Genomic DNA, 16,202 nt, shown 5'->3' with positions numbered 1-16,202 from the left:
GTAGTGAACGCCCTCAGGGCTTAATTTAGGCTGTGAGTTAAGCCGCACAGGAAGAGGGCGTCAAGAGATCGCACACGGGTATCTTGCGCGAAGCGGGGTTTGTTGGCGTCTTGTCGACGCAGGGAGAGGGAGATCATGGCCGGGCGGAACGGGCGTACGGTGCACGACCTGCGGCGGGAGAATCGCGCAGCCCTATTGCAACAGTTGTATTTCGATGGTCCGCTGAGCCGGTACGAGCTCGGTCCTGCCACCGGACTGAGTTCAGGTTCCGTCAGTAATGTGGTGGCCGAGCTCGCCGCCGAGGGGCTGGTGGAGGAGGCGGGCAGCGTCGAGTCCGACGGCGGCCGGCCGCGCACGCTGCTGCGGATCGCCCCGGACTGCGGGCTGCTGATCGGCGTGGACGTCGGCGAGAACCTCGTGCGCGTCGAGCTGTTCGACCTGGTCCTGACCGAACTCGCGCGCGTGGAGCGCCCGTTGGCGGTCCGGGACCGCTACGACGTCGAGCTGGTCGTGGGCCACATCCGTGACGGTGTCGCCGATGTCCTCGCGGCGGCGGACGCCGACCCCGGACAGCTGCTCGGGGTCGGGGTCGGCGTGCCCGGCATCGTGGCGTGGGAGCCGGAGCGCGAGGCCGTGGTGCACGGCCAGACCATCGGCTGGCGGGCCGTCCCGCTGGAGCAGCTGCTGCGCGAGGGCACCCAACTCCCGGCGGACGTCCCGTACTTCATCGACAACGGCGCCAAGACGCTCGGCCAGGCGGAGATGTGGTTCGGGGCCGGGCGGGGCGCGGCCAGTGCCGTGGTCGTGCTGTTCGGTTCGGGTGTCGGCGCCTGCGTGGTCGCGGAGGACGGGGCCGAGGGGCGGGCCGTCGAGTGGGGCCACCTCACGGTACGGGTGCGCGGACGGCGCTGCCGGTGCGGCGCCCTCGGCTGCCTGGAGGCGTACGCGGGGGCGCAGGCGCTGGTCGAGCGGTGGCGGGAGGCGGGCGGGGCGCCGAGCGGCGACGGCGGTGAGGAGGCGGCCCTGACCGAACTGCTCGAGACGGCGTACGGCGACGGAGGGGCCGGGGCCTTCGCGCCGGAGCGCGCCCTGGCCCTCTCCGTCCTGGAGGAGACCGCCGAGTACCTCGGCGCGGGCCTCTCCGACCTGGTCAACCTCTTCCAGCCCGAGCGCATCCTGATCGGCGGCTGGGCCGGACTGCGGCTCGGCCCCCGGTTCCTGGAGTCGGTACGGCGGCACATCGGGACCTACGCCCTCGACTACCCCGTCGGGCGCGTCGGCGTGGAGCTGGGACGGCTCGGCCCCGACGCGGTGACGGTCGGCGCGGCCACCCTGCCGCTCGCGGGCTTCTTCCAGCGGGGCGGACGCCGCGCCGAACCGGCCCCGGCCCCGGAGCTCGCCGGCTGGCGCCGGGCCCTGGTGGCCCGCCGCGGCGCGCGGGGGCGGGTCCCGGCGGCGGGCGGACAGGGGGCGGCGCAGTAGGCCGGGCCCGGCCGAGGGTGAGGGCGCGGGGCCCGCTCGCGCGGGGAGGTGCGGAGGGCACAGGGCCCCGCTCGCGCGGGGAGGTGCGGAGGCCACCGGGCCGGGATAGGCTGTTGTGCCTGAATTGTCCGCCCTGCTCCAGGCCGACCAGCACCGATCCGGTACCGATGCGGCACTGACCCGTCATCGGCCCGGCACTGACCTGACCGCGGCAACGAACTGGGGATCTCGATGCGCGCACGTCTCGCCACGGTGGCCCTGGCCGCCGCAGCCGCCCTGACCGCCCTCGCCGCCCCGACCGCGTCGGCGCGGCCCACGGCCACGCTGTCGCCCTGCGCCGAGAAGGACCTGACCGTGCGCGCCGAACCCTCCGACGGCAGCGACGGCGTGATCAAGCTGAGCGTGCGCAACGACGCCGGGCGGGCCTGCCTCGTCGACCGCGTCCCGACCGTCACCTACGGCGAGCTGGACGGGGCCGCCCTGCCGGTGCCGCAGATGCGGCACGCGGGACGGACCCTCGCCGGGCACCACACCCTCTACGCGGCGGTCCGCTCGCTGTCCGACTCGAAGGACGCCGAGCAGGAGGCCCGCACTGTGCTCTCCCTGCACGTCTCGGCCGTCCCGGATCACGACGGCCGGACGTTCCAGGTGCTGAAGCTGGGCGCACCGGCGGGGCTGCGGGTCTACGAGCCGGTGACGACGCTCTGGCAGACGTCCCCCGACCGCGCCGCCGAGGTCCTCCTGGAGGAGACGACGGGCCGGGGCGTCCTGGCGGTCTGACAGCGGCTCCCGCCGTCCGTCGCCCCGTCGGCTCCACGCACCCGGCCGACCTGCGCCCGGACGGCTCGGCCACCGCGGGGACGGCGGCGGCTCGTTCCGTCACTTCCTGAATCTCGGCCGACGGCCAACTGCCCATTGTGGGCGTTTTGTTGGGGCTACGACCCTGCGATCGCCGGGAACTTCGGTCGCAACTCTTGACGCCCGATTCACGCGCCTGAAACATGCGTCGCCAGGAGAGCGCTCCCATCACCCCCACTCGTTCACTTCATGAACCAGGAGAGCCGCTGTGCCCCATCTCCCCCTTCCCCCCACACGCCGCGCGGTCCTCGGCGCGGCCGCCGCTGCCGCGACCCTGCCGGTACTCGGTTCCACCGCCGCTTCCGCGGCCGGGGCCACGGCCGCGCCCCGCGCGGCACTCGCCGGCGGCGGCGACCTCGGCCCCAACGTCATCGTCTTCGACCCGGCCACCGCAGGCATCCAGGCCAAGCTCGATGAGATCTTCCACCAGCAGGAGTCGGCCCAGTTCGGCACCGGCCGGTACGCGCTGCTGTTCAAGCCGGGTACCTACAACGGCCTCAACGCCCAACTCGGCTTCTACACCTCGATCGCGGGCCTCGGCCTGTCCCCCGACGACACCACCATCAACGGGGACGTCACCGTCGACGCGGGCTGGTTCCAGGGCAACGCCACGCAGAACTTCTGGCGCAGCGCGGAGAACCTCGCGCTCGTGCCGGTCAGCGGGACCAACCGGTGGGCGGTCTCCCAGGCGGCCCCGTTCCGCCGGATGCACGTGCGCGGCAGCCTGAACCTGGCGCCCGACGGCTACGGCTGGGCGAGCGGCGGCTACATCGCCGACACCCGGGTCGACGGCAGCGTCGGGCCCTACTCGCAGCAGCAGTGGTACACCCGGGACTCGTCCGTGGGCGGCTGGCTCAACGCCGTGTGGAACATGGTGTTCTCCGGCGTGGAGGGCGCGCCCGCGCAGAGCTTCCCCGATCCGCCGTACACCACGCTCGACACGACGCCGGTCTCCCGCGAGAAGCCGTTCCTCTACCTGGACGGCGCGGAGTACAAGGTGTTCCTGCCGGAGAAGCGGACGAACGCGCGCGGCACCAGCTGGGGCAGCGGGACACCGCGCGGCATGTCGGTGCCGCTCGACCAGTTCTACGTCGCGAAGCCGGGGGACGGCGCGGGCACGCTGAACGCCGCCCTCGCCCAGGGGCTGCACCTGCTGCTCACTCCTGGCATCTACCACCTGGACGCGGCGATCGAGGTGAACCGGGCGGGCACCGTCGTCCTCGGTCTCGGCTACGCGACGCTCGTCCCGGACGGCGGGGCGACCGCGGTGAAGGTGGCCGACGTGGACGGGGTCCGGCTCGCCGGGTTCCTGATCGACGCGGGTACCGTCAACTCCGCGACGCTGCTGGAGGTCGGCCCGCAGGGCGCGTCCGCGGACCACTCGGCCGACCCGATCACCGTGCAGGACGTCTTCGTGCGGATCGGCGGCGCGGGCGCGGGCAAGGCCACCACCAGCATGGTGATCAACGCCCGGCACACCATCGTGGACCACACCTGGGTGTGGCGCGCCGACCACGGCGAGGGGGTTGGCTGGGAGACCAACCGCGCCGACTACGGCATCGTGGTCAACGGCGCCGACGTGCTGGCCACCGGCCTGTTCGTGGAGCACTTCAACAAGTACGACGTGCAGTGGAACGGCGAGCGCGGCCGCACGATCTTCTACCAGAACGAGAAGGCGTACGACGCCCCGAACCAGGCGGCGATCCAGAACGGCTCGGTCAAGGGCTACGCCGCGTACAAGGTCGCCGAATCGGTGACCACGCACGAGGGCTGGGGGCTCGGCTCGTACTGCTACTACAACGTCGACCCGACGATCCGGCAGGGGCACGGCTTCGCGGCGCCGAACACGGCGGGCGTGAAGTTCCACGGGCTGCTGGTGGTGTCGCTGGGTGGCAAGGGGCAGTACGACCACGTCATCAACGACATCGGCGGTGCCACCTCGGGCGACACCACCGTGCCGTCGACCGTGGTGTCATACCCCTGACAGCCGCGCCGTCCTGGGGCGGGCCGCCCCGATGAGCGAGTCGTCGTGGACCCGGGCACCGGGCAGCCGGTGCCTGGCCGCGACGAGGGCGCTGTCGATGTCGCGGGTACCCGTGGCGACGCAGAGCGTGTAGGTGACGTCGTCCAGGCGGCGCCGTGCCTCGGCGCCGCCGTCCTCGGCGTCCAGCGCGCTGAGCGCCTCGTACTCGCTGACGAGATCGGCCAGCAGGGCGGGGTGGGCCAGCAGCATCGTCGGGGCTCCTTGTCGTCGCGGGCTCCTCGTCCTGGTGCCCGGCCGATCACCCCGCAAACGGGCCGGTATCGGACGGCTCGTTCAGTACGCCGCCGTGAACCGGGTGCGGTGGTGCGCGGGCCGCTCGGCCTCGTCGATGAGGGCCACCGCCAGGTCCTCCATGGAGAGTGCGGAGGCGCCCTCGGCGTCGACGACGAGCGTGTCGGTGCCGAGCCGGTAGCGGCCGGTGCGCTCGCCGGGCTCCAGGACGGCGGCGGGGGCGAGGTAGGCCCAGTCGACGTCGTGGCCGGTGGCGCGGCAGACGTCGAACTGCGCGGCGCAGGCCAGGGCGATCGGGCGCAGGGCGGCCGGGAAGCCGGGCGCGTCCACCACGGTGGTCCCGCCGGTGCCGGGCACCATCAGCCCGGCGGCGCCGCCGACGAGCAGGAGGCGGACGCCGGTGCCGTGCAGCCCGGCGAGCAACGCCTGCGCCACGGCGGCCAGTTCGGGTTCGCGTCCGTTCGGCGGTCTCGTCGCGGAGATCACCAGATCCTGGCCCGCGGCGCGTTCCGCCACGGAGCGCGGGTCGGCGGCGTCGCCGGTGCGCAGCGAGGCCGCGCCGGGCAGCCCGGTGGCCCGGGCCGGATCGCGGACCACGGCGGTGACCTGGTGGCCCCGGGCCAGGGCCTCGGCGACCACGCGACGGCCGACGCTGCCCGCGGCTCCGAAGACGGTGATGTTCATGGGGGGTCTCCTCAACTGCCGGAAGGCGTAGGGGCGATGGTGATGCGGGAACGTGGGGTGTACTGGGGCGGGGGCCTGCGGGTGGCCGCGCGGCGAGGTACGGGTGGTGGCGCGGCCGGGGTGGACGGGTGGCCGGATGTCAGTGCCCGCGCTCCGTGGCCCAGACCGCGAGCGCGCCCACGGCCGGTGCCGCGCCGAGCACGCAGACGCCGGGCCAGCCCGCGGCGGCCCAGACGACGGAGGCGAGGGCCGAGCCGACGGCCCCGCCGAGGAAGAAGCTCGTCATGAACGCCGCGTTGATGCGGCTGCGGGCCTCGGGGCGCAGCGCGTACAGGACGGTCTGGCTGCTGTTGAGCACGGCCTGCTGGCCGACGGTGAGGACGACGACCCCGGCCGTGAGCCAGAACAGGGAGCGCTCCCCTGCGAGGAGCAGCAGCCAGCCCGCGAGCAGCAGGGCCCCGGCGGCGCCGGTGACGGCCCGGACGTGGCCGCGGTCGCTGAGCCGGGCGGCGCCCGTCATCGTCAGCACGCCCACCGCGCCGACCAGCCCGAACAGGCCGATGGCGGGCGGTGACCAGCCGAAGGGCTCCCCGGCGAGCAGGAAGGTGAGCGCGGTGAGGTGCACGCTGTAGGAGGCGAGGGAGAAGGCGCCGAGCAGTGCGCGCCGGCGCAGCGGCGGCTCCTCGCGCAGCAGGGTGACGGTGGAGCGCAGCAGCGCGGGGTAGCGCAGGTCGGCGGTGACGGGCAGGCGGGGCAGCGCCCGGTGCAGGGCCAGGGCGGCGAGGGCCATGAGCGCGGCGAGCACCCAGTAGACGGTGCGCCAGCCGCCGAGCGCGGAGAGCCCGCCGGCGGCCGTCCGGGCCAGCAGTCCGCCGAGCAGGATGCCCGACATGACGGTGGCGACGGCACGGCCCCGGCTCTCGGCTGTGGTGAGGGCGGCGGCGTGCGCGACGACGACCTGGGCGCCGACCGAGGTGAGGGCGGTGAGGACGGTGCCGGCGAGCAGGAACGCGCCGTTCGGCGCGAGCGCCGAGACGGTCAGGAACAGGGCGGTGGCCGTGAACAGGGCGACGGCGAGGCGGCGCCGGTCGACGACGTCGCCGAGCGGCACGAGCAGCATCAGGCCGAGGGCGTATCCGGCCTGGGCCGCGGTGACGACGAGGCCGGCGAGGACGCTGCCGAGGCGCAACTCGTGGGAGATGAGGTCCAGGAGCGGCTGCGCGACGTAGTTGCCCGCGCAGGACAGGCCGGTGGCGACGGCCATGAGGAGCAGGAGGCTCCGGCGCGGTCCGGCGGCGCGGGGTGCGTGAGGGGCGGGGTCGCCGCCAACTCCCGTGCCGGGCAGGGCGTTCAGCTGTGTCATGGGTCCAGCCTGCGGCCGCCCGCATCGATGAGTCCAACACATCCTTGTCATCCGAACGATCGCACACCACGATGGATCGCATGGAGTTGCAGCAGCTGCGCTATGTCGTCGCCGTCGCCGAGACCGGCGGTTTCACCCGGGCCGCCGAGCGGTGCCTGGTGGTCCAGTCGGCGCTGAGCCATCAGATCGGGAAGCTGGAGAAGGAGCTGGGTGCGCGGCTGTTCGAGCGGACGAGCCGGCGGGTGCGGCTGAGCGCGGCGGGCGAGGCGTTCCTGCCCGCGGCGCGGCAGGCGCTGGAGGCGGCGGAGCGGGCGCGCGCCGAGGTCGCGGCGGCGACCGGCGAGATCCGCGGGCGGCTCACCATCGGCGCGATCGCGTCGGTCACCGCGGTGGACGTGCCGGGCCTCATGCGGGCCTACTACGACACGTATCCGCAGGTCGCGCTGCGATTGATGGACGGGGCGAGCGAGGGCCTGGTGACCGGGGTGCGGGAGGGGACGCTGGACCTGGCGTTCCTCGGGGTGCAGCCGTCGTTCCGCGTCCAGGACCCCGGGGTGGAGAGTCGCACTCTCGCGGTGGACCCGCATGTCGCGGTCGCGGCGCCGGAGCATCCGGTGGCGGCCCTGGCGGGCGGGGCGCCCGTGCCGCTGTCGCAGCTCGCGGGTGAGGTGTTCGTGGACTTCCCGGCGGGGCTCGCGGCGCGGGCGCAGACCGACGAGGCGTTCGCCGCGGCGGGGCTGCGGCGCGAGGTGGCGTTCGAGGCGAAGGGCCTGGAGTTCCTGGCCGACCTGGTGCGGGGCGGGCTCGGCGTGGCGCTGCTGCCCTCGCGTCTGGTGCCGCGCCTGCCGGGCCTCGCGGTGCTCCCGGTGCGGGACGGTCCGGTGCGCGAGGAGCGCCTGGTGTGGAGCCGGTCGCGGTGCTCACCGGCGGCCGCCGCCTTTCTGGCGACGGTGCCGCGCTGAACCGCCGCGCTGCCGCACTGGACGACCGACCGCCGTGCCGCGCTGACCAATTGGCTGCCCTGCCGCGCTGGACCGCCCCGAGGAGATCTAGGCGAGCGGCGCGTCCGGCTCCGAGGTCGCGTCGACGGTGGCCAGCGGCGCGTCGGGCTCCGGGGCCGCCTCGACGGCGAGCAGGGTGGCGTCGTCCTGTAAGCGGCCCCGCGCGTGGTGCAGCAGGTCGGCCGCGATCCCGGCCGTGAAGGCGGCGAGCGGCGCGGCGCTCTGCTCGGCCGCCCGCTCGGCCAGCGGATAGAAGGTGCCGGTGGCGTCGCGCGCCTCGGAGACGCCGTCCGTGTGGAGCAGCAGCCGGTCCCAGGCGGTGCGCGGGACGGGCTGGGCCGCGCACCAGCCGTGCGCGAGGTCGAGCAGGCCCAGCGGGGGCGCCGGCGCGGGCACGGCGGCGGCCACGGCGCTGCCGTCGCGCAGCAGCAGGGGCGGCGGGTGGCCGCAGCAGACGAGTTCGGCGGAGCCGTCCGGGGCGATGGAGACGAACGTGGCGGTGACGAAGCGGTCGGGCTCGTCGGAGTGCGCGACCAGCGAGTGCAGCCGCACGGCGAGCACCTCCAGCGACCGCTGCCGCACCGCCAGTTCGTGCCAGGCCCGGAGCACGGCGTCGGCGGTGCGGGAGAGTTCGGGGCCCTTGCCCATGACGTCGCCGATGAGCAGCCGGGTGCCGAAGGGGGACTCGACGGCGCCGTGCAGGTCGCCGCCCCGGCCGTCGTCACCGGCGCCCGAGGTGAGGCGCCGGGCGCTGACACGCAGGGTGCCGACCGTCTCCGGATGCGAACCGGCCGTACGGGGGCGGGTGGTCATGGATGCCTTCCGAGGGCGGGCCGGCAGGGACGGCTCCGGCAGGGTGAGCACGGACCACCGGATGCCCGGGAATTGTAGTCATCCCGGCGCACAGTGTGACGACTTTCTTCAAGTGCGCACAGAATGCGCCCGAGGCATCCGGAACCGGCACGTGCCGGGCGCAGGCGGAAGGCAGTCTCCCATCTGTGTCCCCGGCGTGAGGGCACTTCGGCACCGTCCCGCTCCCCCGCACCAGGTACGACAAAGCAGGTCATGCCGGGGCCCGCAGCCGCTACCGTGAGTGCGAGGACGTGTACCACGAGGTCCCGCGGAGGCCTGATGGGCGACGACGCTGCACGGGGGCCGGGGCCGCTTCCGAGGCTGCGGCTCGACGAGCTCCTGGAGGAGCTCCAGGTACGCATCGACGCGGTGCGGGGCACCCGCGACCGCCTCCAGGGCCTGCTGGAGGCCGTCCTGTCGGTGGGTCAGGAGCTCAACCTCTCGCAGGTGCTGCGCCGCATCGTGGAGGCGGCGGTGGTCCTGGTCGACGCCGAGTACGGCGCGCTCGGGGTGATCGGCGACGACCGGCGCAGGCTGTCGCAGTTCCTGCCCGTCGGCATCAGCGACGACCAGCGGGCCCGGATCGGCGATCTGCCCTCGGGCCACGGGCTGCTCGGCGAGCTGATCCGGCACCCCGAGCCGCTGCGGCTGCCCGAACTGGCGGCCCATCCGGCGTCCTCCGGGTTCCCCGCGGACCATCCGCCGATGCACACCTTCGTGGGCGTGCCGATCCGGGTGCGGGAGGACGTGTTCGGGAATCTGTACCTCACGCAGAAGCGCGGCGGGATGGACTTCGACGACGAGGACGTGGCGGTGCTGCAGACCCTCGGCGCGGCGGCGGGCGTCGCGATCGAGAACGCGCGCCTGTACGAGGAGGTGCAACTGCGGGAGCGGTGGATGCAGTTGAGCGCCGAGTTCACCGGGAGCCTGCTGTCCGGCAGCGCGGAGATGCCCGTCCTGCGCCTGATGGTGGAGCGGGCGCGGGAGATCGCCGCCGCGGATCTCGGCCTGGTGGCGCTGGTCATCCCGGGCAGCGACGAGCTGCACGAGACGCTGGCCCTCGGCCAGAACGCCGCGCCCCACCACGATGTGACGCTGCCCCGCCGGGGCACCTTCGCGGGCGCCGCGCTCGCCGCCGGCAAGCTGGTGACCTCGGACGACGTCCGCAAGGACCCGCGGGTCACCTACCAGCCGGCCCGCTGGGAGGGGCTCGGTCCCGCCGTGGCCGTGCCCATCGGTACGCGCGACGGGGTGCGGGGGGTGCTGACGCTGGCCCGCCGCGCGGAGCGCCAGCCCTTCGCGAGCGCCGAGCTGGTGCCGCTTGTCGGCTTCGCCGGTCAGGCCGCGCTCGCGCTGGAACTGGCGGACCGGCACCGCGACGCGGAGCAGATGAGCCTGCTGGAGGACCGCGACCGGATCGCCCGGGACCTGCACGACCTGGCGATCCAGCGGCTGTTCGCGACCGGGATGACGCTGCAGAGCGCGCAGCGTTTCGTCCAGCACCCGGAGGCGTCGGAGCGGCTGATGCGGGCCGTCGACGATCTGGACACCACCATCAAGATCATCCGTTCCACCATCTTCGGGCTGCGCGAGCAGGAGTCCCCGGCGGGCGGCGGGCTGCGGGTGCGGACGGTGCGGGCCGTGGAGGACGCGGCGCGGGTGCTGGGCTTCACGCCTGCGCTGCGCATGGAGGGGCTGCTCGACGTCGACGTGCCCGCGCCCGTCGCCGACGACGCCGTCGCGGTGCTCGGCGAGGCGCTGACGAACGTGGCACGGCACGCGGGTGCCTCCTCGGCCGAGGTGGCGCTCGTCGTCCGCGGCCGGACCCTGACGCTGACCGTGGAGGACGACGGCGTCGGCATCCCCGAGGTGGCGGACGAACACCGCAGCGGGCTGCGGAACATGGGGGCGCGCGCCACCGGCCGGGGCGGGACGCTGACCGCCGTGCCGCGGGAGAGCGGCGGCACCCGCCTGGAGTGGCACGTGCCGCTGCGGCCCGGGGGCTGACGGCGGGCCGCTCAGGGGCGCGGTGGCAGCCTGCTGGCGATCACCGCGGCCTGGATGCGCCGTTCCACGCCCAGTTTGGCGAGGAGGCGGGAGATGTTGTTCTTCACCGTCTTCTCGGACAGGAACAGTTTGAGGCCGATCTGCCGGTTGGTGAGCCCCTCCCCCACCAGGACGAGGATGTCCCGCTCCCGGTCGGTGAGATCGGCGACGCGCCCGTCGGCCGCGGCATCGCCCTCCTCGCCCTCCTCGTCGCGCACCCCGGGTCCGCGCAGGCTCCGCATGAGCCGGGCCGTGGTCGCCGGGTCGAGCATCGACTGGCCGGAGGCGACGGTACGCACGGCGGAGACCAGGTCGGAGCCCTTGATCTGCTTCAGCACGTAGCCGGCGGCGCCCGCCATGATGGCGTCGAGCAGTGCGTCGTCGTCGTCGAACGAGGTCAGCATCAGGCAGCTCACCTCCGGTAACCGGTCGCGCAGCTCGCGGCAGACGGTGATGCCGTCCCCGTCGGTCAGGCGGACGTCGAGCACGGCGACGTCGGGCCGCAGGGCGGGCCCCCTGACGAGGGCCTGGGCCGCCGTCGCCGCCTCCCCGACGACCTCCATGTCGGGCTCGGCGCCGAGCAGATCGCGCAGGCCGCGCCGGACCACTTCGTGATCGTCGAGCAGCAGGATGCGAATGGGACGGTCCGCGGAGAAACCGGCTGGCTGAGGCATGCGTCCCCCTCGGAAGTGGTGTCCCTAGATCCTGAGGGCCGCGAGGATGATCCGCCAGGGCCGAACGGACCCGATCCGGGGCCGGGCGGCACCCGGGCCGGGCCCGGCTGTCAGGCCGCGTCGTATCCGTAGGGTCCGTAGGGCACGTGGACGTCGAGCAGCCGGGAGCGGGTGACGCTCAGCCGGTGGGCGAGGATGCCGCCGACCCACTGGGCCACGAACGAGCCGAGCCCCGGGTCGGAGGCGCACATCAGGCGCACCGTGCAGGCGTCGAACTCATGGGCCCGCACCGGGGTCTCGGTCTCGGCGCCGAGCTGCCAGACGTACGGCGGAAAGAGCCAGGACCAGCCGATGAGTTCACCGCGCCCGAGCGATTCGACGAAGGGCGCCCGCCGTCCCGGCACCCGCATGTCCAGAGCGACGCTGCCGCTGCGCACGACCCAGAAGCGGTCCGCGCGCGAGCCCTCCTCGAAGAGCCGGCGGTGCGGTTCGAAGGTCACTTCACGGGCGATGCGCATCAGCCGGCCGCGGTACTCCTCGGGCAGGGTCTGGCTCATGCGCGGGGCCGTCGTGGTCATGAGCGATTCCTTTCGGATGCACGGCACGACGGCCGGGAACACTTCCCTCCGGCGTCCGCCGCCGGGCCGCGTGGGTCGGCGCGTGGCCCGGGCGGCGTCCGTCGCACTGTCCGGACTGCCGCCGTGCGATACCTCGACGGTCGTCCCGCGACGCCGCCGCGGCCAGGGGCCGAACGGCTCTGGCCAGGGACCTGTCGGATCCGGTACCGCGAAGCGGCCCGCGCGGGGCGTCGACGGCCGGATCCGGCCGGCTCCGAACGCACAGGGGGGCGGCCTCCGGGCCCCGGGCGGGGCCGAACGTCCCCTGCCGGAGGGCCGGTCCGCCTCTCCCGGCGCGCATGAGCGGGTGGCAAGGTCCGAGACGGAGGGCGGGCCCGGCGCGCGCGGCGTGCCGTGCACCCGGTTCCTGAACCGGACACGCGTACTACCCCCGTTGCGTGGAACCCGCAGCGGAGCTCATCACTCATGTCATCCGAGAGGTTCCGTCATGACCAGCATGCGCGTCCTGACCGTCGGGACGGACGGTTCACCCGAGAGCATGAACGCCGCGGACTGGGCGGCCCGCGAGGCGCTGCGCCGTGGTCTGCCCCTGCGGCTGCTGCACGCCGACAGCGGGGAGCGGCCCGCGCCACCGCCACCCGACGTCGACCTGCCCGGCAGCGGCCTCCTCGACCGGGTCGCACGGCAACTCTCGTACACGCACCCGGCGTTGCAGGTGCTGGCCCGGTGCTCTCCCGCGTCGCCGGTGGGCGCGCTGCTGACCGCGGCCGCCGACTCCGAGACGCTGGTGCTGGGTTCGCGCGGCTTCAGCGGGTACTCCGGCTTCCTCGTCGGCTCGGTCGCGCTCGCCGTGACCGCGCGGGCCGACCGGCCCGTCGTCCTGGTCCGGGCGGGCGGGCTCCCGCGGGACGAACGCGCCCCCGGCGCCCCGGACTTCCTGCCGGTGGTCGTCGGCCTGGACGTCACCGGCCCCTCCGACGAGGTGCTGTCCTACGCGTTCGAGGCGGCGGCCCTACGCGGCGCCGCCCTGCACGCGCTGCACGCCTGGACGCTGCCGCTGCTGCGCTCCGACGCGCTGGTGGCGGCGGCGCCGCCGGGTGACGCCGCGCGCCGCGAGACCCTGCGCCGCCGCGCTCTCACGGACGCGCTCCAGGTGTGGCGGGCGAAGTACCCGGAGGTGCCGGTGGTACCGCGGCTCGTCTACGGGCAGCCGGGCCACCACCTCTTGAAGGCGTCCACGTCGGCCGCCCTGACCGTCATCGGACGCGGGATGGACCGCGACCGGCTCGGGTGCACCGCGCACTCGGTCGTGCACCACGTGACGAGCCCCGTCGCCGTCGTCCCCCACCTCTGACCCGGCACGGGCGCCCCTCCACCCCCGCCGCCCCGCCCCGGCCGGCCGGTCGTGGCCGGCCGGTCGTGGCCGGCCGGTCGTGGCGGCGCCCGGCCCGCTACCCGCCGGCCCCCGCTGCTCGTAGGCTCGGTCCTCCGCGACCGAAAGGCAGTGGCGTTCCATGACCACGTTCCGCCCCGCCCCGGACTGGCTGTCCGACGCCGTGTTCTACCAGATCTACCCGCAGTCCTTCGCCGACTCGAACGGGGACGGCATCGGCGATCTGGGCGGCATCATCGAGCGGCTCGACCACCTGGCCTGGCTCGGGGTCACCGCCGTCTGGATCAACCCCTGCTTCGTCTCGCCGTTCCGCGACGCCGGGTACGACGTCGCGGACTACTTCGCGGTGGCGCCGCGCTACGGCACCGACGGCGACCTCGCGAAACTGGTCGACCTCGCCGGGCGGCGCGGCATCCGCGTGCTCCTCGACCTCGTCGCCGGGCACACCTCGGACCGGCACCCCTGGTTCCGCGCGTCCGCGGACGACCCGGAGGACCACCGCTACATCTGGTGCGCGGACGGCGTCCCCGCGGGCTTCGTCGCCTCCCCCGGCGCCCGGCCGGGCGCGTACCTGCCGAACTTCTTCGACTCGCAGCCCGCCCTGAACTTCGGTTACGCCCGCACCAGCGCGGCCGAGCCCTGGCGGCAGCCGGTCGACTCCCCGGGGCCCCGGGCCAACCGGGCGGCCCTGCGCGAGATCATGGACCACTGGCTGCGGCTCGGCGTGGCCGGGTTCCGGGTCGACATGGCGTCGTCGCTGGTGAAGGACGACCCGGGGAAGCACGAGACCGCCCGGATCTGGACCGAGCTGCGGCACTGGCTCGACGGGGCGCACCCGGACGCGGTGCTCCTCTCCGAGTGGGGCGATCCGCAGGTGTCCGTGCCGGCCGGGTTCCACGCCGACTTCTTCCTCCAGTTCGGCGGCCCGACGGACGGCCTGGCGATGCGCTCGCTGTGGAACAACGGCGCGGGCACGCGCAACGAGAGCTGGGCGCCGCTGGACTGCTTCTTCGACGCGTCGGGCCTCGGCTCGCCGCGCCCCTTCGTCGAGGCCTGGCGCGCGGCGACCACCGCGCTCGGCCCCACCGGCTTCGTCTCGCTGCCCACCTCCAACCACGACTTCTCCCGCCTCAACTGCGGCGGCCGCACCGCCGACCAGCTCCCGGCCGCGTTCGCCTTCCAGCTGACGTGGCCGACGCTGCCCGCCGTCTACTACGGCGACGAGATCGGGATGCGGTACGTGCCGGGCCTTGCGGACACCGAGGGCAGCGTGCTCGGACCGGCCTACAACCGGGCCGGGTCCCGTACGCCGATGCAGTGGGACGACGGCCCCGGCGCGGGCTTCTCGACGGCGCCCGAGGAGGACTTCTACCTGCCGCTCGACCCCGACCCGCGCCGCCCGTCGGTCGCCGCGCAGCGCGCCGACGAGGGCTCGCTGCTGCATCTGGTCCGCCGCCTCGTCACCCTGCGCGCCGCCACCACGGCGCTCGGCAGCCACTCCCCGGTCGACGTGCTGCACGAGGGGTACCCGTTCGTCTACGTCCGCGGCGACGAGTTCCTCGTCGTCGTCAACCCTGCCGCGCGGAGCCGCAGGTGGGAGGCGCCCGACCCGGGGCGGCTCGCGGGCGCGCGGCCCGTGGAGGTGTCCGGGGTGCGGCTGTCCGCGGAGGGGACTGTGGTGGAGGCGGACGGGTTCGCGTACGGGATCTTCGCGCTGCCGGTGACGTGACCGGTCCGCCACCGGTCGCCGACCGGAACGGATGTGCCCATCACGCAAACCACTCGCAAGCTTTGCGCTAATCTTGCGTTCCATGACGCGCAGACTTGCTCAGGTGGCGAAGAAGGTCGGGGTCAGCGAGGCCACGGTCAGCCGGGTGCTCAACAACAAACCCGGTGTCTCCGAGGCCACCCGCCAGGCGGTGCTCACCGCGCTCGACGTGCTCGGCTACGAGCGGCCGACGCAGTTGCGCGGGGAGCGGGCCCGGCTGGTCGGACTGGTCCTGCCGGAGCTGCAGAACCCGATCTTCCCGGCGTTCGCGGAGGTGATCGGCGGCGCCCTGGCCCAGCAGGGCCTCACACCGGTGCTGTGCACCCAGACCAAGGGCGGGGTCTCCGAGGCGGACTACGTGGAGCTGCTGCTGCAACAGCAGGTCTCCGGCGTGGTCTTCGCGGGCGGCCTGTTCGCCCAGGCCGACGCCGAGCACGGGCACTACGCGCGTCTCGCCGAGCGGCAGGTCCCGGTGGTGCTGGTGAACGCGACCATAGAGCGGCTCGGCTTCCCCTGCGTGTCCTGTGACGACGCCGTCGCCGTCGAGCAGGCGTGGCGGCACCTGTCCTCGCTCGGCCACGAGCGCATCGGACTGGTCCTCGGCCCCGACGACCACATGCCCTCGCGCCGCAAGCTCACCGCGGCGCGCGCGGCCGCCCGCAGCGCCGGCGGCAAGCTCCCCGACCACGCGGTGGAGCGCGCGATGTTCTCCCTGGAGGGCGGGCACGCGGCGGCGGCCCGGCTCCTGGAGCGCGGCATCACCGGCATCATCTGCGCCAGCGACCCCCTCGCGCTCGGCGCCGTGCGGGCCGCCCGCCGGGCCGGACGCACCGTGCCCGGCGACGTGTCGGTGGTCGGCTACGACGACTCGGCGTTCATGAACTGCACCGAGCCGCCGCTCACCACGGTGCGCCAGCCCATCGAGGCGATGGGCCGGGCCGCGGTCGAACTGCTGGTCGCGCAGATCCAGGGCGGCACCGTACCCCCGGGCGAGCTGCTCTTCGAACCCGAACTGGTGGTGCGGGGCTCGACCGCCCCGCCGACGACGGCCTGATCCCGCGGGCGGGCGCCGCCGGCGCCCGCCGTCAGGGGGCCTGCCGGGGCGAACCGGACGCCGCGCGTCCGCGCTGCCCCGGTGACACCGTGGCCCCAACTCCTCGATGACTCCCAGCTGTTAATTTTTTGCGGAGTACGCGCGACATCTTGCGGACATCCGTCGTCGGTGCTT

At 74.3% G+C, this 16,202-nt stretch carries 14 protein-coding genes; 8 read left to right on the top strand and 6 right to left on the bottom strand.

Features of this window, described 5'->3' with window-relative positions:
- Nucleotides 1-135 precede the first annotated feature (135 nt).
- The 3 genes from ACIBW6_RS02920 to ACIBW6_RS02910 all read left to right on the top strand — a co-directional run bounded on the left by ACIBW6_RS02920 (nt 136) and on the right by ACIBW6_RS02910 (nt 4,324).
- A complete protein-coding gene (locus ACIBW6_RS02920; protein ID WP_399055868.1) occupies nt 136-1,482 on the top strand; it encodes an ROK family protein in 1,347 nt (448 codons plus the stop codon).
- 231 nt (nt 1,483-1,713) lie between these two features.
- Nucleotides 1,714-2,262 carry a DUF4232 domain-containing protein gene (locus ACIBW6_RS02915; protein WP_399055866.1) on the top strand — a complete coding sequence of 183 codons (549 nt, stop codon included), beginning with the start codon at nt 1,714-1,716 and terminating at the stop codon, nt 2,260-2,262.
- 286 nt (nt 2,263-2,548) lie between these two features.
- Nucleotides 2,549-4,324: a coagulation factor 5/8 type domain-containing protein gene (locus tag ACIBW6_RS02910; protein WP_399055864.1), complete on the top strand. Its 1,776-nt coding sequence runs from the start codon at nt 2,549-2,551 to the stop codon at nt 4,322-4,324.
- On the opposite strand, the gene ACIBW6_RS02905 is transcribed toward ACIBW6_RS02910, so the two are convergent.
- The 3 genes from ACIBW6_RS02905 to ACIBW6_RS02895 form a co-directional block, all read right to left on the bottom strand.
- A complete protein-coding gene (locus tag ACIBW6_RS02905; RefSeq protein WP_399055862.1) occupies nt 4,313-4,573 on the bottom strand; it encodes a DUF5133 domain-containing protein in 261 nt (86 codons plus the stop codon). The genes ACIBW6_RS02910 and ACIBW6_RS02905 overlap by 12 nt on opposite strands.
- An 84-nt stretch (nt 4,574-4,657) precedes the next feature.
- Entirely contained in the window at nt 4,658-5,299 is a 642-nt protein-coding gene (locus tag ACIBW6_RS02900) for an NAD(P)-dependent oxidoreductase (protein ID WP_399055860.1), read from the bottom strand.
- A gap of 139 nt (nt 5,300-5,438) precedes the next feature.
- Nucleotides 5,439-6,662 (bottom strand): MFS transporter, encoded by a 1,224-nt coding sequence (locus tag ACIBW6_RS02895; RefSeq protein WP_399055858.1) that lies wholly within the window; start codon nt 6,660-6,662, stop codon nt 5,439-5,441.
- A gap of 80 nt (nt 6,663-6,742) precedes the next feature.
- Between ACIBW6_RS02895 and ACIBW6_RS02890 the strand changes: the two genes are divergently transcribed.
- Nucleotides 6,743-7,624 carry a LysR family transcriptional regulator gene (locus ACIBW6_RS02890; RefSeq protein ID WP_399055856.1) on the top strand — a complete coding sequence of 294 codons (882 nt, stop codon included), beginning with the start codon at nt 6,743-6,745 and terminating at the stop codon, nt 7,622-7,624.
- Between the two features lie 87 nt (nt 7,625-7,711).
- Here the strand turns inward: ACIBW6_RS02890 and ACIBW6_RS02885 are convergent, their stop codons facing one another.
- Nucleotides 7,712-8,476, bottom strand: coding sequence for a PP2C family protein-serine/threonine phosphatase (locus tag ACIBW6_RS02885; protein WP_399055855.1), 765 nt, complete (start codon nt 8,474-8,476; stop codon nt 7,712-7,714).
- 318 nt (nt 8,477-8,794) lie between these two features.
- Here ACIBW6_RS02885 and ACIBW6_RS02880 point away from each other — a divergent pair, with 318 nt between their 5' ends.
- Complete coding sequence (locus ACIBW6_RS02880) at nt 8,795-10,522, top strand: GAF domain-containing protein (RefSeq protein ID WP_399055853.1); 1,728 nt, start codon at nt 8,795-8,797, stop codon at nt 10,520-10,522.
- Between the two features lie 11 nt (nt 10,523-10,533).
- Here the strand turns inward: ACIBW6_RS02880 and ACIBW6_RS02875 are convergent, their stop codons facing one another.
- Both ACIBW6_RS02875 and ACIBW6_RS02870 read right to left on the bottom strand, forming a co-directional pair.
- Nucleotides 10,534-11,235: a response regulator gene (locus tag ACIBW6_RS02875; protein ID WP_399055850.1), complete on the bottom strand. Its 702-nt coding sequence runs from the start codon at nt 11,233-11,235 to the stop codon at nt 10,534-10,536.
- A gap of 110 nt (nt 11,236-11,345) precedes the next feature.
- Nucleotides 11,346-11,813, bottom strand: a complete 468-nt coding sequence (locus ACIBW6_RS02870; RefSeq protein WP_399055849.1) for a cyclic nucleotide-binding domain-containing protein — start codon at nt 11,811-11,813, stop codon at nt 11,346-11,348.
- A 487-nt stretch (nt 11,814-12,300) separates the two neighbouring features.
- On the opposite strand from ACIBW6_RS02870, the gene ACIBW6_RS02865 reads away from it, so the two are divergent.
- The 3 genes from ACIBW6_RS02865 to ACIBW6_RS02855 all read left to right on the top strand — a co-directional run bounded on the left by ACIBW6_RS02865 (nt 12,301) and on the right by ACIBW6_RS02855 (nt 16,028).
- The gene (locus ACIBW6_RS02865; protein WP_399055847.1) at nt 12,301-13,167 is read left to right on the top strand and encodes a universal stress protein; all 867 of its coding nucleotides are present in this window, start codon (nt 12,301-12,303) and stop codon (nt 13,165-13,167) included.
- Nucleotides 13,168-13,327: 160 nt separating this feature from the next.
- A complete protein-coding gene (locus ACIBW6_RS02860) occupies nt 13,328-14,935 on the top strand; it encodes an alpha-amylase family glycosyl hydrolase (RefSeq protein WP_399055845.1) in 1,608 nt (535 codons plus the stop codon).
- A gap of 82 nt (nt 14,936-15,017) precedes the next feature.
- Complete coding sequence (locus tag ACIBW6_RS02855; protein ID WP_399055843.1) at nt 15,018-16,028, top strand: LacI family DNA-binding transcriptional regulator; 1,011 nt, start codon at nt 15,018-15,020, stop codon at nt 16,026-16,028.
- The last annotated feature ends 174 nt before the right edge of the window (nt 16,029-16,202 follow it).

Source organism: Streptomyces sp. NPDC049813 (genome assembly GCF_044465085.1).
Lineage (GTDB): Bacteria > Actinomycetota > Actinomycetes > Streptomycetales > Streptomycetaceae > Streptomyces.
This window is presented reverse-complemented; position numbering and strand designations above follow the sequence as displayed.